General features: G+C 57.2%; 18 protein-coding genes and 1 tRNA gene. 3 read left to right on the forward strand and 16 right to left on the reverse strand.

Going from position 1 to position 24027, the window contains the following annotated elements; all coding sequences use genetic code 11:
* Positions 1 to 23: 23 nt before the first annotated feature.
* From J1C54_RS10830 to J1C54_RS10865, 8 genes are all read right to left on the reverse strand, one after another.
* On the reverse strand, positions 24 to 1061 hold the full coding sequence (locus J1C54_RS10830; RefSeq protein WP_229147397.1) for an extracellular solute-binding protein: 1038 nt from the start codon (positions 1059 to 1061) through the stop codon (positions 24 to 26).
* The gene (potC, locus tag J1C54_RS10835) at positions 1058 to 1828 is read right to left on the reverse strand and encodes a spermidine/putrescine ABC transporter permease PotC (RefSeq protein WP_229147400.1); all 771 of its coding nucleotides are present in this window, start codon (positions 1826 to 1828) and stop codon (positions 1058 to 1060) included. Before potC ends, J1C54_RS10830 begins: the two co-directional genes overlap by 4 nt.
* Entirely contained in the window at positions 1825 to 2679 is an 855-nt protein-coding gene (gene potB / locus J1C54_RS10840; protein ID WP_229147403.1) for a spermidine/putrescine ABC transporter permease PotB, read from the reverse strand. The genes potC and potB overlap by 4 nt, the downstream gene beginning before the upstream one ends.
* Positions 2672 to 3820, reverse strand: coding sequence for a spermidine/putrescine ABC transporter ATP-binding protein PotA (potA, locus tag J1C54_RS10845; RefSeq protein ID WP_255612613.1), 1149 nt, complete (start codon positions 3818 to 3820; stop codon positions 2672 to 2674). The genes potB and potA overlap by 8 nt, the downstream gene beginning before the upstream one ends.
* A gap of 48 nt (positions 3821 to 3868) precedes the next feature.
* Positions 3869 to 5017: a cysteine desulfurase family protein gene (locus J1C54_RS10850; RefSeq protein ID WP_229147407.1), complete on the reverse strand. Its 1149-nt coding sequence runs from the start codon at positions 5015 to 5017 to the stop codon at positions 3869 to 3871.
* Positions 5014 to 5484: a Fe-S cluster assembly transcriptional regulator IscR gene (gene iscR, locus J1C54_RS10855; RefSeq protein WP_229147410.1), complete on the reverse strand. Its 471-nt coding sequence runs from the start codon at positions 5482 to 5484 to the stop codon at positions 5014 to 5016. Before iscR ends, J1C54_RS10850 begins: the two co-directional genes overlap by 4 nt.
* 85 nt (positions 5485 to 5569) lie before the next feature.
* Positions 5570 to 6334 (reverse strand): serine O-acetyltransferase, encoded by a 765-nt coding sequence (gene cysE / locus J1C54_RS10860; protein ID WP_229147422.1) that lies wholly within the window; start codon positions 6332 to 6334, stop codon positions 5570 to 5572.
* A gap of 21 nt (positions 6335 to 6355) precedes the next feature.
* Complete coding sequence (locus J1C54_RS10865) at positions 6356 to 7117, reverse strand: RNA methyltransferase (RefSeq protein WP_229147549.1); 762 nt, start codon at positions 7115 to 7117, stop codon at positions 6356 to 6358.
* Between the two features lie 129 nt (positions 7118 to 7246).
* On the opposite strand from J1C54_RS10865, the gene J1C54_RS10870 reads away from it, so the two are divergent.
* Positions 7247 to 8065 carry an inositol monophosphatase family protein gene (locus J1C54_RS10870; protein WP_370635648.1) on the forward strand — a complete coding sequence of 273 codons (819 nt, stop codon included), beginning with the start codon at positions 7247 to 7249 and terminating at the stop codon, positions 8063 to 8065.
* A 68-nt stretch (positions 8066 to 8133) separates the two neighbouring features.
* On the opposite strand, the gene J1C54_RS10875 is transcribed toward J1C54_RS10870, so the two are convergent.
* Positions 8134 to 8379: a YdcH family protein gene (locus J1C54_RS10875; protein WP_229147425.1), complete on the reverse strand. Its 246-nt coding sequence runs from the start codon at positions 8377 to 8379 to the stop codon at positions 8134 to 8136.
* Positions 8380 to 8516: 137 nt separating this feature from the next.
* Here J1C54_RS10875 and J1C54_RS10880 point away from each other — a divergent pair, with 137 nt between their 5' ends.
* Complete coding sequence (locus J1C54_RS10880; RefSeq protein ID WP_229147430.1) at positions 8517 to 8843, forward strand: TraR/DksA C4-type zinc finger protein; 327 nt, start codon at positions 8517 to 8519, stop codon at positions 8841 to 8843.
* Positions 8844 to 8913: 70 nt separating this feature from the next.
* Here J1C54_RS10880 and J1C54_RS10885 read toward each other — a convergent pair whose 3' ends face one another.
* The 6 genes from J1C54_RS10885 to queA are packed head-to-tail and all read right to left on the reverse strand — an operon-like array spanning position 8914 to position 14798.
* Positions 8914 to 9405: a TIGR00645 family protein gene (locus J1C54_RS10885; RefSeq protein WP_229147442.1), complete on the reverse strand. Its 492-nt coding sequence runs from the start codon at positions 9403 to 9405 to the stop codon at positions 8914 to 8916.
* Positions 9405 to 10325 carry a protein translocase subunit SecF gene (secF, locus tag J1C54_RS10890; RefSeq protein ID WP_229147448.1) on the reverse strand — a complete coding sequence of 307 codons (921 nt, stop codon included), beginning with the start codon at positions 10323 to 10325 and terminating at the stop codon, positions 9405 to 9407. The genes J1C54_RS10885 and secF overlap by 1 nt, the downstream gene beginning before the upstream one ends.
* 10 nt (positions 10326 to 10335) lie before the next feature.
* On the reverse strand, positions 10336 to 12204 hold the full coding sequence (gene secD / locus J1C54_RS10895) for a protein translocase subunit SecD (protein ID WP_229147456.1): 1869 nt from the start codon (positions 12202 to 12204) through the stop codon (positions 10336 to 10338).
* Positions 12205 to 12254: 50 nt separating this feature from the next.
* Complete coding sequence (gene yajC, locus J1C54_RS10900; RefSeq protein ID WP_229147468.1) at positions 12255 to 12593, reverse strand: preprotein translocase subunit YajC; 339 nt, start codon at positions 12591 to 12593, stop codon at positions 12255 to 12257.
* 20 nt (positions 12594 to 12613) lie between these two features.
* A complete protein-coding gene (tgt, locus tag J1C54_RS10905) occupies positions 12614 to 13735 on the reverse strand; it encodes a tRNA guanosine(34) transglycosylase Tgt (RefSeq protein ID WP_229147473.1) in 1122 nt (373 codons plus the stop codon).
* Positions 13736 to 13748: 13 nt separating this feature from the next.
* Complete coding sequence (queA, locus tag J1C54_RS10910; RefSeq protein ID WP_229147553.1) at positions 13749 to 14798, reverse strand: tRNA preQ1(34) S-adenosylmethionine ribosyltransferase-isomerase QueA; 1050 nt, start codon at positions 14796 to 14798, stop codon at positions 13749 to 13751.
* Positions 14799 to 14904: 106 nt separating this feature from the next.
* Here queA and J1C54_RS10915 point away from each other — a divergent pair.
* A tRNA-Leu gene (locus J1C54_RS10915) sits at positions 14905 to 14990 on the forward strand.
* 166 nt (positions 14991 to 15156) lie between these two features.
* On the opposite strand, the gene J1C54_RS10920 is transcribed toward J1C54_RS10915, so the two are convergent.
* Complete coding sequence (locus J1C54_RS10920) at positions 15157 to 23925, reverse strand: Ig-like domain-containing protein (RefSeq protein ID WP_229147478.1); 8769 nt, start codon at positions 23923 to 23925, stop codon at positions 15157 to 15159.
* Between the last annotated feature and the right edge of the window lie 102 nt (positions 23926 to 24027).

Raw genomic sequence — 24027 nt, forward strand, 5'->3', positions numbered from 1 at the left:
GGGCCCCTTTTACTTATCAAACTTCAGCTTCCTGCCTTAAGCATTTCCCAGAACTTCTCATAAACCAGCAGTGCCTCACCCACGTCTTCCTGCACCTCGGCGTTGATCATGTCTTCTGCGGTCGGATACACCGTACGATCAGATGCTACCTCCGGGTCCAGCAGTTCCCGAGCGGGCAGGTTTGGCGTGGCATAACCAATCTCAGTACTGATCATGGCCGCTACCCGCGGGCGCAACATAAAGTCGATAAATTTGTGCGCTGCCTCAATGTTCTTGGCGTTCTTGGGAATCACAAAGCTATCAAGCCAAACAACAGCACCTTCCTTGGGGTAGATATAGGTCAGCGAGTCCATATCCTCCAGTGCCATCACCGCCTCGCCATTCCAGATCATGCCAATATCGGTTTCACCCTCCAGATAGGGCATGCGCGGGGCGTCAGAGTTAAAAGTACGCACTCCAGGCATCAACTCCGCCAGCTTGTTGTAGGCTGCTTCGATTTCTTCCGGGTTGGTGGTGTTGGCAGAGTAGCCCAGTACACGCAGGCCAACGTGAAACACCTCGCGCACATCGTTCATCATCATGATGCGGCCCTGATATTCCTCGTTCCATAGATCCGCCCAGCTAGTCACCTGTGCAGGATCAATCACAGCGGCATTAACCGCCAGACCGGTGGTTCCCCACAAATAGGGCACGCTGTACTGATTACCCGGGTCAATCTCCAGATTCACCAGAGTGGGATCAATGTTATCGAAACCAGCCAGCTGGCTGTAATCGATCGGAGCCAGCAAGCCTTCATTGCGCATCTTGTTGACATAATAGGTAGACGGCACGGCCAGATCATACTGGCTGCTTTCATCGAGCAGCTTCAATCGCGCATACATGGCCTCATTGCTGTCATAGGTGGTGTAGATCACCTTAATGCCGGTTTCTTCCGTGAATTGCTCAAGTACTTCCTGCGGCATGTACTCGGACCAGTTGTACAGGTTCAGCACCTGCTCTTCCTGCTTGCTACAACCCGACATTGCGACTGCCAGCATGGCAGCCAATGCGACCTTCTTCATTGTTTGTTCCTCATCAGAATAAATTGCGACAACACCAGCATGACCAGAGAAAATACCAGCAATAAGGTACCTAACGCATTAACTTCCGGCTTCAGACCGACACGCACCATGGAATAGATCCTCAGGGGCAATATCTCATAGCTGGGACCGCTTACAAAGGTACTCACCACCACGTCATCCAGAGACAGGGTGAAACCCAGTAGCCAACCGGCCAGCAGGGCCGGCATCATCACCGGCACCAGAATAGTCCGCACCGTAGTAAACTCACCCGCTCCCAGATCCCTTGCTGCCTCCATCAGGCGCTCATCCAGACCACTTAGCCTGGCCATCACCGTAATCACCACAAAAGGCAGACAAAAAGTCACATGGGCCAGCAGCAAGGAGACAAAACCCAGCTGCACGCCAACCACCAGAAACAGGGCCAGCAGAGAAATCGCCAGAACGATCTCCGGTGACATCATTACCACAAACAGCATACCGCGCAGCGCCTGCTTACCACGAAACTGGTAGCGATGCAGCGCCAGTGCGGTCAGCCCTCCTATCACTGTGGAAACGGTGGCCGCGGCCAGTGCCAGCCACAACGAGTTCCACATCGCCTGAACCATGGCATGGTTATCAAATAGTGCCTGGTACCAACGCAAGCTCAGACCGCCCCAACGGTAACCGGTGCGTGAGTCGTTAAAGGAATAAATGACAAGCACCAGAATCGGCACATAAAGCAGGGCATAAACCAGCATCAGATAGATTCGTGGCAGCCAGCGATTCATTCCACTGCCTCCTGACCAATACGCCGCCGACTAAGCCCATGGGCCAGAATCAGTAGCGCCATGGCCAGCGTCAGCAGCACGCTGGCGGCCGCACCAAATGGCCAGTCACGGGCATCGAGAAACTGATTCTTGATAACGTTGCCAACCAGGAGATTCTTTGCACCGCCGAGCACATCTGCCACATAGAACATTCCCATGGCCGGCAACAGCACCAATAGCACTCCGGCGATAACACCGGGCAGGGTCAAAGGGATGACCACTCGCACAAAGGTTGCCATTCGACCAGCGCCAAGGTCATGGGATGCCTGCAGCAGGTCGTCGCGCAAATCCTCAAATACGGTGTAAAGCGGCAGGATCATAAACGGCAACAACAGGTATACCAGGCCAGCGATCACCGCACCTTCCGTATACAACATGGTGATTGGAGCATCGATCACGCCAAGGGACTGCAATAAGTTGTTGATCAGACCATTACTGGCCAGCAGCAGCTTGATTGCATATGTGCGCACCAGTGAGTTGGTCCAGAAAGGTACGATCAACAGAATCATCAACAATGTCTGCCAGCGCTTGTCGACTCTCGACAGCGCCCAGGCGAACGGGTAGCCAATTAACAGACATAACAGCGTGGTCATCGCTGCCATATAAAGGGAGTGGGTAAAAACGCTCAGATAGAGCGGATTAATCAGGCGCTGGTAACTTTCCAGAGTCAGCGGCAGCGACAGAAAGTCCTGAGGATCTCTAGTGGCGAAACTGGCCGCGATAACCAGCAGGTTCGGCAATAGCACCAGCAGGAGCAGCCAGCTCCAAACCAGCAACAACACTGCGCTGCGAAACGGCTGGCGCTCATGCATTGTGCGGTCCAGCAGCATCTCCATTAGCTGTCGGCAGCATCCACTCCCAGCCGTCCACCCAGCTGACTCTGACCTGCTCTCCCAGGTTGTAATCGAAGGCAGGATCATCCTCATCGAAGAACTCACTGGCTAACACTTCATTGCCATCCTCAAGACGGATAAGAGAGTCCAGCGTGCTGCCCTTATAGTTACGCTCGATTACCGTGCCGGGAAAACCATAGTCCGCATCCGCCGCCAGCACCCGAATATCTTCCGGCCGTAACAACACATTAACCTGCTCGCCCACACTCACCTGGAAAGCCGGCTTTCGCAAATCGCGCGACAAACCCCGAACATCCAGAGCAATGCGATCCCCATCAATGGCTTTCACTGTGGCAGGAAATAAATTAGTTTCGCCAACAAAACGGGCAGTAAAAAGATTAGTGGGTCTCTCATAAACTTCCCGGGGCGTTCCCAGCTGCTGCACCTCGCCATCGCGCAGCACAACAACGCGATCAGACATGGACAGTGCCTCTTCCTGATCGTGGGTCACAAACACAAATGTAATGCCCAGCTCACGCTGCAGTCGCTTTAACTCAATCTGCATCTGCCGGCGCAGCTTATAGTCCAGTGCCGACAACGGCTCATCCAGCAACAACAGCTTGGGCCGCTTGATCACCGCCCGGGCGATGGCGACACGCTGCTGCTGACCACCAGACAATTGGTGCGGCTTGCGCTGCGCAAACTCTGCCAACTGAACCATGGCCAGCGCTTCAGTCACTCGCTGACGAATCTCTGCCTCTGGCCGCTTTTCCATGCGCAGGCCGTAGGCCACATTGCCGGCCACAGTCAGATGGGGAAACAGAGCATACTGCTGAAAAACCGTATTCAATGGGCGGCGCTCAGGCGGTATGCGGGTGATGTCCTGACCAGATAAGGTCAGGGTGCCGCTGTCGGGACGCTCAAATCCTGCCAGCAGTCTCAGCAGTGTGGTTTTGCCGCAGCCGGACGGCCCCAGCAGGGTAAGAAACTCACCATCAAGAATATCAAGATCCAGCGCCTTCAGGACCGCCCGGCCACCGTAGTGTTTGCTGATTCCCCGCAGGGAAAGAAGGGTCTGGTTCATTGGCGCGGCCTTTGATGCGACCGGGCTATTGTTCATAATTCCGGCGACGCTGTCATGCACGCCGAAAGAATTAAAGGGGGAAATTCAACGACTACGCAGACTGGTGACCACTGACTCAATATGGGCAGCCACAGTTTCCACCTGCTGCTCCGTGGTCTGTCTACCCAGACTCAGGCGCACCGAAGACAGCGCATGTTCCCGCGACAGCCCCATGGCCGTCAGCACATGGGAAGGCTCCACCGAAGCCGAGGTACAGGCTGAGCCAGAAGATATGGCCACCTGACTGAGCGCGCTGATCAGCATATCTGCATCAATACCGGCAAAGGCCAGATTCAGATGACCAGGCAAGCGCTGGCTGGGATGGCCATTAAGATATACGTCGGGCAAGCGTGAAAGCCTGTCCCATAACTGATTGCGCAAATTACCGATGCGCAGGGAATTTTCATTCATCTGCTCGGCAGCCAATGCCAGCGCCTCACCCAAACCGGCAATCTGATGACTGGCCAGAGTACCGGAGCGCATGCCTCGCTCATGACCACCGCCGTGCATCTGCGGCTCCAGCCTGACATCAGAATGACGCCGGACATAGAGCGCACCAACGCCCTTCGGACCATAAAATTTGTGTGCGGAAATAGACAGCAAGTCGATCGGCAGCTGTGACAGATCCAGCAGCAGCTTGCCCGCAGTCTGAGCCGCATCCACATGGAACAGGGTGCCGTTGTTACGGCACAGCTCTCCCAATGCAGCAATATCATTGATCACACCGGTTTCGTTATTGGCATGCATCAATGACACCAACAGCGTGTCCGCACGCAATGCCTGTTGCAGTGCTGCCGGCTCCACTCGACCATCTTCCAGCGGGCTCAGCCAGGTGACATTAAAGCCCTGCCCTTCAAGCCAGCGGAAGCAATCCAGCACAGCCTTGTGCTCGGTGGTCGCCGTAATCAGATGACCGCTGCGCCGGCCATTGGCCAGAGCCGCTCCCTTGATAGCAAGGTTATTGGACTCCGTTGCGCCGCTGGTCCAGACCACTTCCCGAACATCACAATGCAGCACGTCGGCAACCTGACGGCGGGCCGTTTCAACGCCCTCCTCGGCCAACCAGCCATAGGCGTGGGAGCGTGACGCCGGATTACCAAACTCAGCATCTTCGCCAAGAAATTCCAACATACGGGCGATGACCCGTGGCGCCACCGGCGTGGTCGCCGCGTAATCAAGGTAAATCGGTTTCATGACTGGATGATCTGGAGGCGACGGTTGTTGAGCTGGGAGTCCTGACGCCCGGCAATACGGCGAATCTCGCGACGGGCCAGCAAATCACCCAAGGTGATACCACTGAGGAACTGGTGAATACGATCGGACAAATCAGTCCATAGATGATGGGTCAGGCACACTTCACCTTCATGGCAATCACCCTGCCCGCCGCAACGCGTAGCGTCCACCGACTCATCTACCGCATCAATGACGCTGGCAACACTGATACTTTGCGCCTCCGCGCACAGCTGATAACCGCCGCCCGGGCCACGCACGCTGGTGACCAGCTCACGACGACGCAGCTTGGCAAACAACTGCTCAAGATAGGAAATGGAAATGCCCTGACGCTCGGAAATATCCGCCAGCGACACTGGGCCATTCTCCGCATGGAGGGCCAGATCAAGCATCGCTGTAACAGCGTAGCGTCCTTTGGTAGTCAGTCGCATGACGGCAATCCCACATGGCCCGTGTGACAATGCCGTCAAGGCTACCTAATCCCGACTAAATTGGTCAAGTATTCCGGACGGAGAGCTACTCGCCTTCCTGCCTGACCGTGTCGAAGTCCTCGTCATTCAGCTGCGGCAGCTTTTCGTCGCAACTGCGAATGCCCTGATCGGACAACGACTGGCACATCCGATCTATCTTGGTATCCACCGCATGCATATGGTCCAGCAGCAGGTGAATGGCCTGGGCCACCGGGTCCGGCATATCGCTGGCCATACCGTATGCCTCGAAACCGATCTTCTTGGCCATTTCCTCCCGGGCGCGCTCCTTGTCGGTTTCTGGCTGGCGAATCACCCGGCCGGGGATACCGACCACCGTGGCGCCCTCGGGCACATCCCGGGTGACCACTGAATTGGAACCCACCTTGCTGCCAGCCCCAAGAGTGATCGGCCCCAGCACCTTGGCGCCGGCGCCAACCACCACGCCATCGCCAAGCGTGGGGTGGCGCTTACCCTTGTTCCAGGTAGTGCCGCCCAGCGTGACGCCGTGATACAGGGTGACGTCGTCGCCTATCTCGGCGGTTTCACCAATCACCACACCCATGCCGTGATCAATAAAGAAACGTCGACCGATGGTGGCGCCGGGGTGGATTTCAACCCCGGTCATCCAGCGGCTGAAAGCAGAAATCAAACGGGCCAGTAACTTCAGGCCGACCTTCCAGCAGCCATGTGCAAGACGATGGAACAGCAGCGCGTGCAGGCCCGGATAGGTCAGCAGCACCTCAAAACTGTTACGCGCCGCCGGGTCGCGGTGAAATACCGAGCGGATGTCTTCACGGATATGAGCAAACATAAACACTCCCAACAGGGGACGTTACTTTTCCCAACGCTTTTCAATGCTGGCAAGAATGCCGCGCAGGATACCGACTTCCATTTTGTCCGGCCGGGCTCGCATAAACAGGCGCCGCAGTCGTGAGCCTACCTGCGCGGGATTGGCCGGGTCCAGAAAGCCGCTTGTGGTAGCGACTCGCTCAAGATGCTCCAGCAGGAGGGCAACATCCTGATTACTAGCTGGCGGCTCATCCCAGACCAGCTCAGGCAACGGCATGCTATAACGCCTGGCTCTGGCCTCTGGCATATCCACCTCATCACCGACCAGCGCCAGACGCAGCTCGTAGCTGATCAGCTGCACCGCTGACGCCACATTCAGCACACCATATTCCGGCGCACTGGGAATGGATACATGCAAATTGCAGCGCTGCAGCTCTTCATTGGTCAGGCCCCTGTCCTCACGACCAAACATCACCGCCACTTTCATGTCCGGCTCGGCGGCAATACGATCCCCCAGCTGGCGCGGCGTGATACAGGGCCAGGGAATGCGGCGCTGGCGGGCACTGGTGCCAATCACCAGATCCGCATCACCCAATGCCTCGTCCAGATCCGCGCATACCTGCGCCCTCTCAAGCACATCAACCGCACCTTCGGTGGCGCGGGCACTGGCCTCCGGATCGGGAAATCTGACCGGCCGAATCAGGCGCAGATCAGACAAACCCATGGTTTTCATGGCCCGCGCCGCCGCACCAACATTGCCGGGGTGCCGGGTTTCCACCATCACAATACGCACACGATCAAGCATGGCTGCCACTAAATCCATGAAAAAAGAGGCGCATGTTAACAGTTGAAGACACTACAGGCACTGCCGCGACGCCGGCCGCTCTGCTACAATCCGCGCCCTACTACCCGCTCTTTTACAGGATTGCTCCCCATGCTGGCTCCCCAGGTCAACATTGCCCAACGCGCTGCCCGTCAGGCAGGCAACATTCTCCGCCGTGCGGCTGAAGACGTATCCGTCATCAGTGTGCAGAAAAAAGGCATTAATGACTTCGTCACCGAAGTGGACCGGGCCAGCGAAGCAAAGATCATCGAAGTGATCAGTAAGGCCTATCCGGACCACGGTTTCCTTGGCGAGGAGACCGGCATCATCGAAGGCAAAGGCGAAGGGCGCGACTGGCAGTGGGTGATCGATCCCCTGGACGGCACCACCAACTTTATCCATGGCTTTCCCCAGTACTGCATTTCTATTGCCCTGAAACACAAGGGCAAGGTCGAGCACGCGCTCATCTACGATCCACTGCGCGACGAAGAATTCACCGCCAGCAAAGGGCGTGGCGCGGCACTTAACGGCCGCCGCCTGCGGGTCACTCAGCCCACCGGACTGGAAGGCACTCTGATCGGCACCGGCTTTCCGTTCCGCAAGGATCAGGCAGAGCATATGGACGCCTATCTGGCCATGTTCAAGGAAATCGCCGCCAGCACGGCAGGCCTGCGTCGCCCTGGTTCCGCAGCGCTGGATCTGGCCTGGGTGGCGGCCGGGCGTATGGATGGTTTTTTCGAGATGGGCCTGCAAGAGTGGGACATCGCGGCCGGATCTTTGCTGGTCACAGAGGCAGGCGGCCTGATTGGCGATCTAAGTGGCAACCCGCGCCATCTGGAGAGCGGCAACGTGGTGGCTGGCTCGGTAAAGGTGTTCAAAGGTTTGCTGCAGAAGATCCAGCCGCACCTGACAGAAAAGCTGAAGCGTTAATCAGGGCGAGTATGGTCAACAACAAAAAAGGCGCCTCAGGGCGCCTTTCTTTTCTCCACCTGCCGCTGTCAGGAAACAGCCTCCCGCAGCATGGCATACATCTCATCTTTCAGCTTCAACCGCGCCTTTTTGCGTTGCTCCAGATAGTCATCCGAGGTTGTCTCTACACCGGTTTCGATGCGACGCACCTCATGATCAACATCATGGTACTGGTCAAACAGCTTGGCAAAGTGGTTATTGCTCATTTTCAGATCGTGAATCTGCTCACGATACTCAGGCAGTTCATGCAACAGGTCATGTTTTTCAACGGTCATTCGTGTCTCCACAAGTTAGCAATGCAAGTTGACTAGTATAACATCAGCATATCCTCTCTGTCAGACTGTCTATTGATCTGGGTCAGCCCAACGCCCTGCTCTGCCGATCACAATCAAATCCTACACAGGAGAGAGCAATGGAAAGTCGACTACAGAAACTGGAGGCCCTTCGTGACAGCCTGATGCAGCGGCTGGAACGCTACCACCAGCATCAGAAACGAGCGGATGGCCCGTTGGATCCAGACTTCGCCGAGCAGGCTGTAGAGGTGCAGAACGACGAGGTGGTGGAAGCGCTGGAGGAAGAAGGACGCGACCGACTGATACAGGTAAACCATGCTCTGGCTCGCATCCAACAGGACGCCGGGGATATCTGTGAACGCTGCCAAGGGGCCATCAGCGCGGGGCGATTAAGCGCCCTGCCGGAAGCCACTCTATGCGCAGACTGTGCCAGCTCGGAACAGTAATTGAGTAATTAAAGCTTCGGTGTACAGCGCGGGGTGGATCACAATATCCACCCCGCAAGTGCTGCAACTATCAGTGACGGGTCAAACGATCAAGAACGCCCATGCCGAATGCGGACAGCACAAAGGTTATGTGAATAATCACATACCAAAGCAGCTTGTCATTTTCGATGTTCTGGGCATTCATAAAAACCTTCAGAAGATGAATAGATGAGATGGCAACAATAGATGCTGCCACCTTGTTCTTCAGGCTGGTGGAGTCCATCTTGCCCAGCCAGCTAAGCTTTTCAGAGCCCTCGTCAATATCCAGCCGCGATACAAAGTTCTCGTAACCGGAGAACATCACCATCACCAGCAAGCCGCCAACCAGCGCAATATCGATCAGGGTCAGAATCTTGAGAATCAGATCCGCTTCAGCTATCTGAAAAACGTTCGGCAAGATATAAAAAACTTCCTGAAAAAACTTAATAGCAAGAGCCAGCAGGGTCAGACTCAAGCCCAGATAAATCGGGGCCAGAATCCAACGCGTGGCATACATCAAGCGTTCCAGAAACCTCTCCGCCATCAGGGAGCCTCATCCACTTCTTCGACAATCGGAATAATAAAGTCTTCCTTGTCCAGCTTCATAGCCAGCGCCAGATTGCAGACAATATAAATGGAGGAGTAAGTACCAACGATAATGCCGATGGACAACGCCAGCGAGAAGCTGTGAACCGCCTCGCCACCGAAAAACTGCAGTGCCAGCACTACCAGCAAGGTAGTTAACGATGTGTTCACCGTCCGACCGATGGTCAACTGGATGGCGCTGTTAACAATTTCCGCTGGATTATTCAGCCGTGTGGTACGAAACATGTCGCGAACATAATCCGCCACCACAATGGAGTCGTTAATCGAGTAACCGATCAACGCCAGCAGAGCCGCCAGAACGGTCAAGTCCACCTGCCACTGGAACAGGGAGAAAACACCAAGAACGATGACCACGTCGTGGAACAGAGCAACCACCGCCGCCACACCAAACTTGTTGGTAAAACGGAACCAGATATAGATAAGCATGGCGCCCAGCGCCATTAGCAGCGCCAAACCAGACTGATCACGAAGCTCGTTACCCACCTGAGGACCAACAAACTCTACCCGGCGCAACTCCACCTCTGGCAGGGCGCCCTCCAGCAAGGCAAACAGCTCCAGGCCCACCTCGTCGTTGCCGATATCCCCTTTCGGTGCCACTCGCACCACCACATCGCGAGCCGAACCAAAATGCTGGATGACCGCATCATCGTAAGGGGTTCCCTGCAATGCATTGCGGGCGTCCTGAATAACGATGTCCTGTGGCGAACTGACCTCAATCAACGCGCCGCCGGTGAAGTCCAAACCAAGATTCAGACCCTTGCCAACCAGCAAGCCCAGCGAAGCCAAAACCAGAACGATGGAGAGCACGCCGAAGGTACGACGCAATCCCATGAAGTCAAAACGATGCAGTGCGTCCATGGTGTTCTCCTTAAATACTCAGCCGTGACGGCGCGCGGGATGCCCGGCCGTAGATAAAGCCAACCATGGCTCGAGTGCCGATAATGGCGGTAAACATGGATGTCAGGATGCCGATAAACAGTGTTACCGCAAAGCCCTGCACTGATCCGGCTCCAGCAGCAAACAGAATCACCGCAACAATCATGGTGGTGATATTGGCGTCGATAATAGTAGAGAAAGCCCGGTCAAAGCCGGCCTCAATTGCCTTCAATGGCGCCAGTCCATCTTTCAGCGACTGCTTGATCTGCTCGAAGATCAGCACATTGGCGTCCACCGCCATACCAACAGTCAGCACGATACCGGCGATACCGGGCAGGGTCAGCGTTGCACCAGGAATCAGTGACAGGATGCCAACAATGATGATCAGATTTCCCACCAGCGCGATATTGGCAATCAGTCCGAATACCTTGTACCAGACCGCCATAAAAACCAGCACCAGCGACATGCCAATAACCATCGACTTGAAGCCCGCTTTAATATTGTCAGCGCCCAGGCTTGGGCCGATGGTGCGCTCTTCGATAATCGAGATCGGCGCGGCCAGACCACCGGCACGCAGCAACAACGCCAGCTCCGAAGCTTCAGCTGCACTGTCCAGGCCGGTAATCCGGAAACGGCTACTAAGCACAGATTGAATGATCGCCACGTTAATAACGTACTGCTCTGAGGTATTCACCACCCGCTCTTGACGCACACCTTCTGCATCCATGTAGCGCTCGATTTCGCTTTTATTCTCAATAAACAAAACACCCATCGGCTTGCCGACGTTATCTTCCGTAATTCTCTGCATGCGACGAGCACCGCCAGCATCCAGAGTGATATTCACTTCCGGTACGCCTCGCTCATCAAAGCCCATCTGGGCATTGGTGACCTGATCACCGGTAACGATGCTCTGACGGCGCAGAATCACCGGCATGCCATCATCCTTGAAAGGAAATATCTCGGTACCCACTGGCGCCACAGAAGGAATCCGACCGGCATACTCATCCGCCACCAGGCGGAATTCCAGCGTCGCCGTGCGACCAAGAATACGCCGCGCCTGAGCGGCATCCTGAATACCGGGTAGCTGGACAACGATACGGTCAACACCCTGGCGTTGCACCACCGGCTCGCCAACACCCAGTTCATTCACCCGGTTAGCCAAGGAAGTACGGTTCTGGTCCACCGCGTAATCCTGAATCTCCTTTACTCCCTGCTCGCTAAGGCTCATCCGCAGTGCAACAGAGTCATCTAAACGACGACCGGTGAACTCACGCAGCCGTGTGCGAATCTTGTTCTCCATGGCATCCAGACCGGCCAGATCGTGAAACTGCACCAGCAAATCCCGGCCATCCTGTTCAACACTGCGATAACGCACTCCGTCGTCGCGCAGCATAAGACGTACTTCACCAGCCCAGGCTTCCATGCGCTGGCGTACTGCCGCCTCGCTGTCTACCTGAATCAGAAAGTGCACACCGCCGCGCAGATCGAGGCCCAGATTCATCGGGCTGGCACCAATTTTGCGCAACCAGTCCGGCGTGGTTGGCGCCAAATTCAAAGCCACCACATAATCCCGACCCAGCGCCCCCTCGGCGATTATCTTGCCGCGCAGCTGATCATCATTGCTGCCCATGCGCACCAGCCAGGAAGTGCCCACCTGCTCGCCAGCACTGTGGTCGATACCGGCATCCGCCAGGGCTTTATTCAGCTTTTCCCGGGCAAACGAGGATACTTCTCCGCCTGCTTCCGTACTGGAAACCTGAATCGCTGGAACATCAGGATAGAGATTGGGCATGGCATACAGGCCACAGATGCCAAGTACGGCAATCAACAGCAGTAACTTCCAGCGCGGGTAATGGCTCATCAGGGGGTCTCCCGATGGACGTCACGACAACGCCCATCCTTCAGGGTCAATCAGATGCTTTTAATAGTGCCTTTCGGCAAGGTTGCAGAGATGGCGTTCTTCTGCAGTTTGATTTCCATGTTGGTAGATATCTCGATTACCACATAGTCATCCGTCACCTTATTGACCTTGCCCAGAATGCCGCCGGTGGTAACAACTTCATCACCTTTGGCCAATGCGCTGACCAGCTCACGGTGTTCCTTGGCACGCTTTGACTGCGGGCGGATCAGGAAGAAATAGAAAATAACCACCATACCGATGATCAGGATCCAGTCGAAACCAGCGCCTGGTCCAGCGGCTCCGGCAGGTGCAGTAGCTTCGGCAAACGCAGGGGAAATCAGCAGACTCATAAAAACTCCCGAAAAATCAGTTACAAGGAAGGCACGGGGAGATCCCGAGCCGCATAGAAGGCGTCGACAAAGGCCGACAATGTACCGGCTTCAATAGCCCCCCGCAATCCAGCCATCAGGCTCTGGTAGTAGTGCAGATTGTGAATGGTGGCCAGTTGTGCGCCGAGCATCTCACCGCAGCGGTCCAGATGGTGCAGATAACTACGGGAAAAGTTCTTGCAGGTGTAGCAGTCACAGGCCGCATCCAGCGGCCCGGTGTCTTCCCGGTGCACCGCATTGCGGATGCGCACCACACCGGTGGAGGTAAACAGATGGCCATTGCGGGCATTGCGAGTGGGCATCACGCAATCAAACATGTCGACGCCGCGCCGCACCGCTTCAACAATATCTTCCGGCCGGCCAACGCCCATCAGGTAGCGCGGCCGATCCTCAGGCATATCCGGAGTGATCTGGCCAAGAATACGCAGCATCTCTTCCTGAGGCTCCCCCACGGACAGCCCACCGATGGCATATCCGTCAAAACCAATCTCGGTCAAACCGGCTAGCGACTCACGGCGCAGATGCGGGTACATGCCGCCCTGAACAATGCCAAAGCAGGCAGCATCATTACCCTCATGGGCCACCTTGCTACGCTTGGCCCAACGCTGCGATAGCTCCATGGAGTCACGGGCTTCTTTCTCGGTGGCGGGAAAGGGCGTGCACTCGTCAAAGATCATGCAAATGTCAGCACCCAGGTCGCGCTGCACCTGCATGGCCTCTTCCGGGCCAAGAAACACCTTGCTGCCATTAATTGGCGAGCGGAACGTGACGCCCTCTTCCTTCACCTTGCGCAATTTGCCCAAGCTGAAAACCTGAAAACCACCGGAGTCGGTAAGAATGGGCTTTTGCCACTGCATAAAATCGTGCAGGTCACCGTGCCGACGAATGACCTCGGTTCCCGGACGCAGCATCAAATGGAAAGTATTGCCCAGACAAATTTCTGCGCCTGTGGCCTCCAGGTCCCGCGGCAGCATGGCCTTGACGGTGCCATAGGTACCCACCGGCATAAATGCGGGAGTTTCCACCGTGCCGCGGGGAAAACTCATGCGGCCACGGCGGGCGACACCATCTTGAGCCAACAGGGCAAACTGCATTCGTGACATGAACTCTCCGCGCTCAAGCGCCCGTTGCGTCGTCGCTCAGAACGTCCGCGACATCAATAAACATGGCATCGCCATAACTGAAAAACCGGTAACGCTCACGCACTGCTTCAGCGTAGGCCGCCATCACTCGCTCGCGACCCGCCAGCGCACTGATCAGCATCATCAAAGTGGAACGAGGCAAATGGAAGTTGGTCAGCAACGCATCCACCACCCGGAACCGGTAGCCCGGATAGATAAAGATTGAGGTTTCCCCCTGCCCCGCCTGCAGCACCCCAGAGCTGGCCGCTGACTCCAGCGCGCGCAACGCGGTAGTGCCAACCGCAATCACCCGCCCACCGCGAGCACGGGTGGCAGCGATCTGTTCAGGCAGGGTTTCCGGCACCTGATACAACTCGCTGTGCATAACATGATCTTCAACCCGGTCAACGCGCACCGGCTGAAAAGTGCCGGCACCGACGTGCAGGGTGATAAAGGCCTGCTCCACCCCCAGATCGGCCAATCGATCGAGCAGCGGCTGATCAAAATGCAGGCCCGCCGTAGGAGCGGCCACCGCACCAGGCTGGCGAGCATAGACGGTCTGATAGCGACCCACGTCATCGGCATCATCGGCGCGATCGATATAGGGCGGCAAAGGCATATGGCCGATACGCTCAAGCAAGTCCAGCAAGGTGGCTGGCCCGGCAAAAAACAGGTGGAACAAATCTCCCACCCTGCCACGCATTTCAGCCCGAACATCCTGATCAAACTCCAGCCAGCTGCCGGGCTTGGGGGCCTTCGAGGCGCGCACATGACAAAGCGCCTCGCGCTCCCCGGTAATCCGCTCCACCAGCACTTCAATCTTGCCGCCGGACTGCTTGCTACCAAACAGCCGCGCCGGGATCACCCGGGTGTCATTGAACACCAACAGGTCACCGGGACGGACAAAATCAACAAGGTCGGGGAAACGGTGATGGCCGATGCCAGCGCTAGTCAGCGACAGCAACCGGGAACCAGTGCGCTCGGCGGCGGGCCGACGGGCAATCAGCTCGTCCGGCAGGTCAAAATCAAAATCATCGACGTTCATCATGCTTTACCGGCATGGAAAGAGGGCGCAAATGATAGCTGATCCTGAGATTGGAATCATGGCCTCTGGCATTCGTCGCAGCGCTTGGTATACTGCCGCCCCACTTGCCAGAGTGGCGAAATGGTAGACGCAGTGGATTCAAAATCCACCGGTGGCAACACCGTGCCGGTTCGAGTCCGGCCTCTGGTACCAACTACTTGTCCATACATCCCGGAAAGACTCACATTGCCTATTATTTTTCAATAGGTTAGAGAAATACCCTCCAGCAAGCCCCAGCTGATTCCAGCATTTTTCCAGAAAAGAGCAGTCGGCGGCGAACATCACCAGACTTTATCTGATGATGTTTACCGCCAATACATCATGGCAACAGCTTCATCTCCACGCGGCGGTTTTTTGCCCTGCCGTCCGCCGTACCATTGTCCGCAATGGGTTGTGCTTCGCCGTAACCTCGCACCTCAAGACGCTCTGCCGCAACGCCCTGCCCTACCAGGTAGGACTTGACGGATGCTGCACGTTTCTCGGAAAGCTTCTGGTTGAGCACATCGGAGCCCTGCGCATCGGTGTGAGCACCGATTTCCACCCGTGCTGAAGGGAAGGCATTCAGGCTTTTCACGACCTTCTGCAGAACAGGCAACGAAGCCCCCTCCAGCTCCGCAGAGCCACTCGAGAAATAGACGCCGTCGAGCGTAATATCAAGAGCGGAACAGCCGTTTGCGTTCACGGCCATACCCACGGGTGTTCCGGGACATGCATCACGCTCGTCAGCAACGCCATCGCCATCCTCATCAGCAATCACAGGCAAAACGATTTGCTCAGGTTCTTCCTCCAACACCACCGGCTCTGCAAGCTGTTCCTGTACTACGGGCGACGATGACTTTCCCCACGCCTTCAGAAGACTCAAGCCAATCACGTGTGCATCTCGGGCATGGCTCTGCGCAGACAGGCGCAACTGCCAGCGATCACGAAACTCATACTCCGCGCCGGCGCCAATGGCGAGCACCGCATCATAATCCTTGGTGGCATTAGCTCCCGTCGAGTTGTCAATGCTGCTGAGGCCCGCCTTGACGTACCACCTCAACGAATCCTGCCCCGCCCAGGATTGCTGAAACGGGTACCAGTTAGCCGCAACGCCAAACACTCGATAGACAACATCCTCTTGCGCAGCAGTGAAACGGTCACGCAGTGTTGCCGCACCAAGGTCGGAATAGAAACCCTCCAGCGACACCTGGTCGAGCAAACGGTATCCGCCCAGCACCTCCCAGCCATGACTATTTTCATCGCCGACAGACCAGGAGGTGCCGCTGGTATCAGGCTCCAGCCAGCTACGCACCAGACCAGCACCCGCGTAAAAACGCACAGGTTCCTGTGATGCCTGCGCTACCCAAGGCATCAGCACTACCACCATAACGCCAAGGCGGCGACGCAGTGGCAGCAGCAGGGCGATGAGTGCGAACAACCAGCCGCCAAATGCGCCAACACCGGATATTGCGGTACGAACTTTACCGACCTGCTGTCTCTGCATGTAGTCCGGTATGCCATCCTCGTTGCCGTCGGCACACGGTTGCGTCGGACATTCCTGTGCATCAGACAGACCATCTCCATCCGAGTCGCCGCTACCATCGTCCGTGCCCGCCAGATTATTGCTGTCTGCATCCAGGTAGTCCGGAATACCGTCACCATCGAGATCACCAGCACCCTCAGTCGAGGTCGGCAAACCATCGCCGTCATCATCCGTATCGAGATAATTAGGCGTACCGTCTCCATCAGTATCATCGTTACGCGGATTACCATCGCCGTTGCTATCTTCCGATATCGTCGGCACGCCATCATTGTCGTCATCGTCGTCCAGATAATCGGCAATGCCATCGCCATCGGAATCACGACATGGAATACCGGTGGGGCACTCCAGCCCGTCTCCAACGCCATCACCGTCGCTGTCACCGGCAGACGGATCCAGGTGATCGGGAATACCGTCACCATCGCTGTCACCGGTACCCTCGACACTGGTATCGACACCATCGCCGTCGTCATCACCATCCAGATAATTCAACGTGCCGTCCTGGTCAGTGTCATCCGTGAGCGGATCACCATTGCCATCCGGATCTTCATCGCGAGTGTTGATACCGTCGTTGTCATCATCTTCGTCGAGGTAATCCGGCAGACCATCGCCATCGCTGTCGCGGCAGGGAATGCCGGTGGGGCATTCCACGCTATCGACAATACCGTCACCGTCACTGTCGCCACCGCCGGGCGCACCGCTACTGTCACGATCCAGGTAATCCGGGATACCGTCGCCGTCGCTGTCGCCAGCGCCTTCGATCAGTGAATCCACGCCATCACCGTCATCATCGGTGTCACGGTAGTTCGCTATGCCATCTCCGTCGCTGTCCTCATTGCGCGGGTCACCGTTGCCGTCCAGATCCTCATCCACGGTTAACACACCGTCACCGTCATCATCCGGGTCCATGAAATCAGGCACACCATTACCGTCCAGGTCCGGGCAAGGCACGCCAGTGGGACATTCGATACCGTCACCAAGACCATCGCCATCACTGTCGCCAGCGGACGGATCCAGGTGATCCGGAATGCCATCACCGTCGCTATCCCCGGTGCCTTCCAGCACGGTGTCGACACCGTCACCGTCGTCATCACGGTCGAGGTAGTTCGGCGTGCCGTCGCCATCTATATCGTCATTGGCGGCGTCACCATCTTCATTGATGTCCTCGTCGATGGTCAGCACGCCATCGTTGTCATCGTCGTCATCCATGTAATCCGGGATGCCGTCGCCGTCACTGTCGCGGCAAGGAATGCCGGCGGGACACTCGAAGGTATCGCTGAGGCCATCACCGTCGCTATCACCGCTGCCGTCGATAGCGCCGCTGTTGTCGCGATCCAGATAGTCCGGAATGCCATCGCCATCGCTGTCGCCGGTGCCTTCCAGATCGGAATTAATGCCGTCACCGTCATCATCACGATCCAGATAATTCGGTGTGCCATCCCCGTCGGTGTCGTCATTGGCTGGATCACCGTCGTTGTCAACGTCCTCATCGCGCGTCGGGATATTGTCGTTGTCGTCATCCGGATCATTGAAGTCCGGCAGGCCATCGTCATCGCTGTCTTCACAGCGCCCCCCTGCCAGACATTCACGATCGTCGCCGATGCCATCGCCATCTGTATCACCAACACCTGGCAGAGCGTCGTTCGGATCCAGATATGCCGGAATACCATCTCCATCCAAATCCGGTCCCGGCGAAGTTGACGGATTACCGTCGCCATCGACGTCTGCATCCTCATTAATCGTCAGCAAGCCATCGTTATCGTCATCCGGATCGCGGTAATCCGGCACGCCGTCACCGTCGCTGTCGCGTGTCTCACCTTCCACATCAGAGGGGATGCCGTCGTTATCATCATCGTCATCCATGTAATCGGGCACGCCGTCATTGTCAGAGTCCCGGCACGGCAGGCCTGTTGGACACTCCACAGTATCGGGAATGCCGTCACCGTCACTGTCGTTGGTACCGTCACTGGAGTCGTCATCGCCGTCGAGGAAGTCCGGGATGCCGTCACCGTCGGAGTCATCATTGAACGGATTGCCGTCGTTGTTGATGTCCTCTTCGTCGGTGGTCTTGCCGTCACCGTCGTCATCGTCATCCAGATAGTTCGGGATGCCGTCACCATCCAGATCATCGTTGGTCGGATCACCGTCACCATCGAGGTCTTCGTCGTCATTGCTGAGGCCATCGTTGTCGGCATCGGCCGGGGTAAAGGTGACCGCCTGCTGACCCACGGCTTCGCCACCCGTCGTGACCACCACAAGACCTGCACCACTGACCAACGGCGCCGTCAGGGTGGCGGTGTACGTGCCATCGCCATTGTCAGTGACTGCACTCACGGTACCCAGGGTGGGCGACACCACGAGCACCAGCCCGGCCTGCGGCTGATTCAGAGTGTCGCGCACCGACACACTGACCGTTGCCGTGGCCATACCGTCAGCCGCCAGAGAGCCCGGTAACACCGTGACCGCAGAGTTCGGCTCGCTGATCTGGATATCAATCGTGACGCCCTGCGCGGCGGCACTGCTGTTGCCCGCGCTGTCTTCCGAAACCAGCGCAACACTCAGCACCCCTTCGCCAACTGGCTGCGTGGCAGTCACACTCCAGACACCCGATCCGTCAGCGACCGTTTGCAGGACTTCGCCGCTACCCAGTGTCACGGTGACAGCTGAGTTCGCCTCGGCGGTACCCGTCAGGGTTGGCGTGTTGTCTTCCAGAGTCTGGCCGTTCTGGTCCAGCGTCGGGGCAACCGGTGCTGCAGTATCAATCTTCACAGCAAACTGCGCTGACAGCGGGCTGTCATTACCAGCAGTATCTGTCGCACGCGCCGTCAGCGCATAGTCGCCATCCGCCAGAGCCGTCGCACTGTAATCAAACACCCAGTTGCCGCCAGCATCTGCTGTCGTGCTGCCAAGACTGGCACCACCAAGCAACACCTCCACGGCGGTACCGGCTTCAGCAACACCGCCAATTACCAGTGTATTGTCACGGGTGACGCCGTCCGTTGCCGATGCGCCAGTGTCATCAGTGATTGTCGCCACCTGGGGCGCAACAGGCGCGCTCAGGTCAATCACGACTGCGAGTGCAGCAGAACTCACGCCGGTATTACCCGCCGCATCCGTGGCAATGGCTGTCAAGGCGTATGAACCCTCAGACAGGGATGTTCCCGTCAGGTCCAGTGTCCAGTCGCCAGAGCCATCCGCAGTAACGACACCAACAGATACCGCATCCAGGAAAACTTCCACGGAAGCGCCAGCCTCCGCACTTCCCGTAACCACCAACGTATTGTCAGCGGTGATGCCATCCAGTGCCGACGCACCGGTATCGTCGCTGATCGCACTAACGGATGGTGCTGCTGGCGCCTGAGTGTCGACGCGCAGAGAAAATGCCGGACTGAGCGGCGAGGTATTGCCCGCGCTGTCGCTGGCGATTGCCGTCAGTGCGTAACTGCCATCAGGCAAAGCCGTCGCGGAATAGTCCAGCGTCCACAGACCCAGCGGTGAAACCACTGCTGTGCCAATTGTTACACCGTTACGGAAGACCTCAACGGTGCTGCCTGGCTCGCCGCTACCCGATACCAGCAAGGTATTGTCCCGCGTGATGCCATCAGCCCCGTCAGTGCCGGTATCGACACTAACGGCATCAAGGCTCGGCGTGGCCGGCGGCGTACTGTCGTAACTGCCAGCGGCCTGGGTGGCGCCAACATTTCCGTTACCAACGTCATCAATCGCAACCGCCGCGCCAACATCAAGGGTGTACGGACCATCAGCCGTTGGTGTTACCAGCACCGTGTAAGTGTCGCCATCAACCGCAGTGAACGCCGACAGTGTCGCGTTACCGGCACTGATATCACCGATCACAAATCCGCTGACCGCTTCGCTGAACTGGATCGTGGCTGTAAAGGCTGCGTTGGTCTCCGCCGGCACATTCAGGATCGCTACCGTCGGCGCAGTGACGTCGTAGGTGCCACTAGCCTGCGCAGAAGCCTGGTTACCATTGCCTGCCAGATCCGTTGCTACAGCCGCTCCCACATCCAGCGTAAAGGGACCATCCGCAGACGGCGTCACCAGCACCGTATAGGTATCACCATCAATCGCGGCGAAACCGGACAGCGATGCATTCCCGACGGCAATATCGCCAACCGCAAAGCCTGTCACCGATTCGCTGAACTGGATGGTGGCAGTGAACGCTGTGTTGGTATCGGCCGGCACGTTGAGTATCGTCACTGTCGGAGCAGAGGCATCGTAGTTCCCTGTCGCCTGCGAGGCCGCAGCGCTGGGATTGCCTGCCGCATCCTGAGCAACAGCGGCAATCACATCCAGAGTAAAGGCCCCTTCAGCGGTCGGTGTAACGAGTACCGTATAGGTATCACCATCCACAGCGGTGAACGCCGACAGTGATGCGTTGCCGGCAGTAATATCGCCGGCAGCAAATCCGGTCACCGCTTCACTGAACTGAATCGTGGCGGTAAACGGCACATTGGTGTCGGACGGTACCCCCTGGATAACGACGGTCGGCGCGGACACATCATAGTTACCCACGGCCTGAGCGGCGGCGGTGTTGCCGTTGCCGGCACCATCGGTTGCCACCGAGGAGCCAACATCCAGCGTAAAGCTGCCTTCGGCAGTCGGCGTCACCTGGACGGTATAGGTATCGCCGTCAATAGCCGTAAAGGCAGAGAGCGACGCATTGCTGACAGCAATGTCGCCAACAACAAATCCCGAGACCGCTTCGCTGAACTGGATCGTTGCAGTAAAGGCCGCGTTGCTGTCAGACGGCACATTCTGGATCACCACCGTGGGGGCGGTACCGTCGTAACTGCCACTCGCTTGTGTCGCAACGAGATTACCGTTACCGGCCACATCCGTGGCAACGGCAGCGGCCACATCAAGGGTAAAGGTGCCGTCGACGCCCGGCGTCACCAGTACGGTGTACGTGTCACCATCTACGGCGGAGAACGCAGAAAGGGTTGCATTACCGGCGGTTATGTCGCCAATGGTGAAACCACTCACTGCTTCGCTGAACTGCAGCGTTGCGGTGAATGCCGCATTGGCATTTGCAGGCACATTCTGGATAGCCACGGCAGGCGCAGTACTATCGAAGCTTCCGCTTGCCTGGGTCGCGGCCAGATTGCCATTGCCGGCAGCGTCGGTTGCCACCGCCGCCCCCACATCAAGGGTGAAGCTGCCATCTGCTGTCGGTGTCACCAGCACCGTATAGGTATCACCATCAACGGCAGAAAACGCCGACAAGGTCGCGTTGCCGGCACTGAGATCACCGAGGGTGAAACCACTGACTGCTTCACTGAACTGGATGGTGGCAGTGAACGCTGCATTGGTGCTGGCGGGGATGTTCTGGATCACAACCGTTGGCGCAGTAGCATCATAAGTACCGGCTGCCTGAACAGCCGCCGTATTACCATTCCCGGCAGCATCTGTTGCAGCGGCCGCACCGACATCCAGACTAACCGCACCGTCTGCCGTCGGCGTGACCAGCACTGTATAAGTATCCGCATCCACGCTGGTGAAGTCCGACAGCGTGGCATTGCCCGCAAGCAAGTCACCGACAGCAAACCCACTGACCGGCTCGCTGAACTGCAGCGTGGCGGTGAACGAAGTATTGGTGCTGGCCGGCACGTTCTGAATCACGACCAGCGGTGGCGTCACGTCGAAGCTGCCGGTGGCCTGTGTTGCTGCCGTATTGGCATTGGCGGCAGCATCTATCGCTACGCCGGCGTTTATATCAAGACTGAAGCTGCCCTCCGCAGAAGGCGTCACCAGCACTGTGTAAGTATCGCCATCTACAGCAGAAAACGCTGACAGGGTGGCATTGCTCGAAGTGATATCGCCAATCACGAAACCCGTGACCGGCTCGCTGAACTGTATCGTCGCAGTGAAAGAGCCGTTAATACTTGCTGGCACCCCCTGCACGGCGACCGTCGGGGAGCTGTTGTCGAGCGTGTAGGTCTGGTTTGTACCCGCCACCAGCGAAGCGAGCGTGTTGCCCTCAGCGTCCACGATATTCGCGCCACCAGTCAGCGCCAGACTGACCACGCCGTCATGGTTGCTGATGCCATTAACCGTGACATCGAAGGTCGTTTCACTAACAACACTCAACCCCTGCACCGAAGCACCGCCTCCGGTTGCAACAAAGTCACTGGCATCAACATTGAATACTGGCTCGCTGAAGGTGACACGGAACGTCACGGAGTCTGCTGCGGTGACTTCTGTGGTCGGTGTTTGACGCAAGATGCTCACTGCCGACGGCGACTGGCCATCGGAAATGATCACCCGATAATCTTCAACTTCGCCACTTGCCAGGGGGCCCGCAAATACCGATGCGCCCAGACCACTGTTGGCAATACGCAAACGCATGTACGACACGCCGCTGCTGGCGATGTCTGGGCCGCTGCCACCGATATTGCTCCAGGAAAGGGTAATCGGCACCTCGTAGCTACCGGCTGGCACATTCACCGGCGCCGATGCCTCATCCGCCTGGAACTGACCATCGCGGTCAAAATCCACCCAGCCATACACTGTTGACGACAGCGCATTGATCGACGTTGCCGTGGTATTGACGCTGAATGTTGCCGAGGAAGAGGAAATCGTCGGTGCACTTGCCAGTGCATTGTCCTGGTCATCACTGGCCAGCCCCGGCGCATCATCAATGCCGTCACCAAAGCCGTCGGTATCACCGTTCACGGCCCCGGCACCAAGACGCACACCCTCAACGATGGTATGCCGCGCCCCGCCGGAAGCAGCCAATGTCGCATAGCTATCCGGCGCATCGCCGAAATCATTTGCCGGTTCCGAACGCATGCTTTGCGCACGGAACAGAATCCAGGAGTTCAGCCGGTTATCAAAAACGTCTGCCGTACCTACCGTGACGGTGGCCGGCAAGCCGGGGATGACCGGCACACGACAACTCAGGCGACGGGTGAAACCATCCATCGCCGTATCAAACACCACCCCGCCGTCATTCGGGTCATTGTTCAGGAACAGGCCAGCGTTATTGACACTGCTCGGATTGATATTGTTGATGCGTACTTCGTCACCGGCGGGTGTCAGCGCACAGTTGGTGCCATTGACCATGATGCGGGCAACGTCGTTGAACGAGTCGCCGACATACTCGGTGTATTCATCTGAACCAAAGACAAAATCAAGCAGCAGTACATCGAACGTCGGCACAGCCGTGAAGCTCAGCTTGCTCCGGTCGTAAACGCCATTACCAAGATCCGGGTCGTTCACCGAGAATATACTGATCCGATTACTGGTGTTGTCGGCAGTATTGGGTCCAATCACAGAAACGACGTTGCCGGAGCTGAGGATCACTCCTTCGTCAAAGTCGTTGCCAAGCAGAAAGGCAAACCCGGAGAACTGCCCTGCTTGCGCGTCGGTGCCGGTAAAGCTGGGGGCCGAAACTGACAACCCGGGACCCGCGAGCAGGTTAATCATGGTGGTGTCTGTCACGGAGGCATCGCTCCGTGGGGTCACCGTCTCGGCCTGGATACCGGCACTGGCCAGCAGGCCAAGAACATAACCAATGAGACGACGCCGTGTCTGGCTGCTTTCCATCTTGATCCCCGGGGTATTTCGCTCAGAATGCAGGCAAGTCTTTTGTCGTAGATTTGCCGATTGAGCGAATTTTAGCCGGGCCATCAAGGAAATGTGATTTCT

It is taken from the genome of Alcanivorax sp. 1008 (assembly GCF_020667895.1).
Taxonomy (GTDB): Bacteria; Pseudomonadota; Gammaproteobacteria; order Pseudomonadales; family Alcanivoracaceae; genus PGZG01.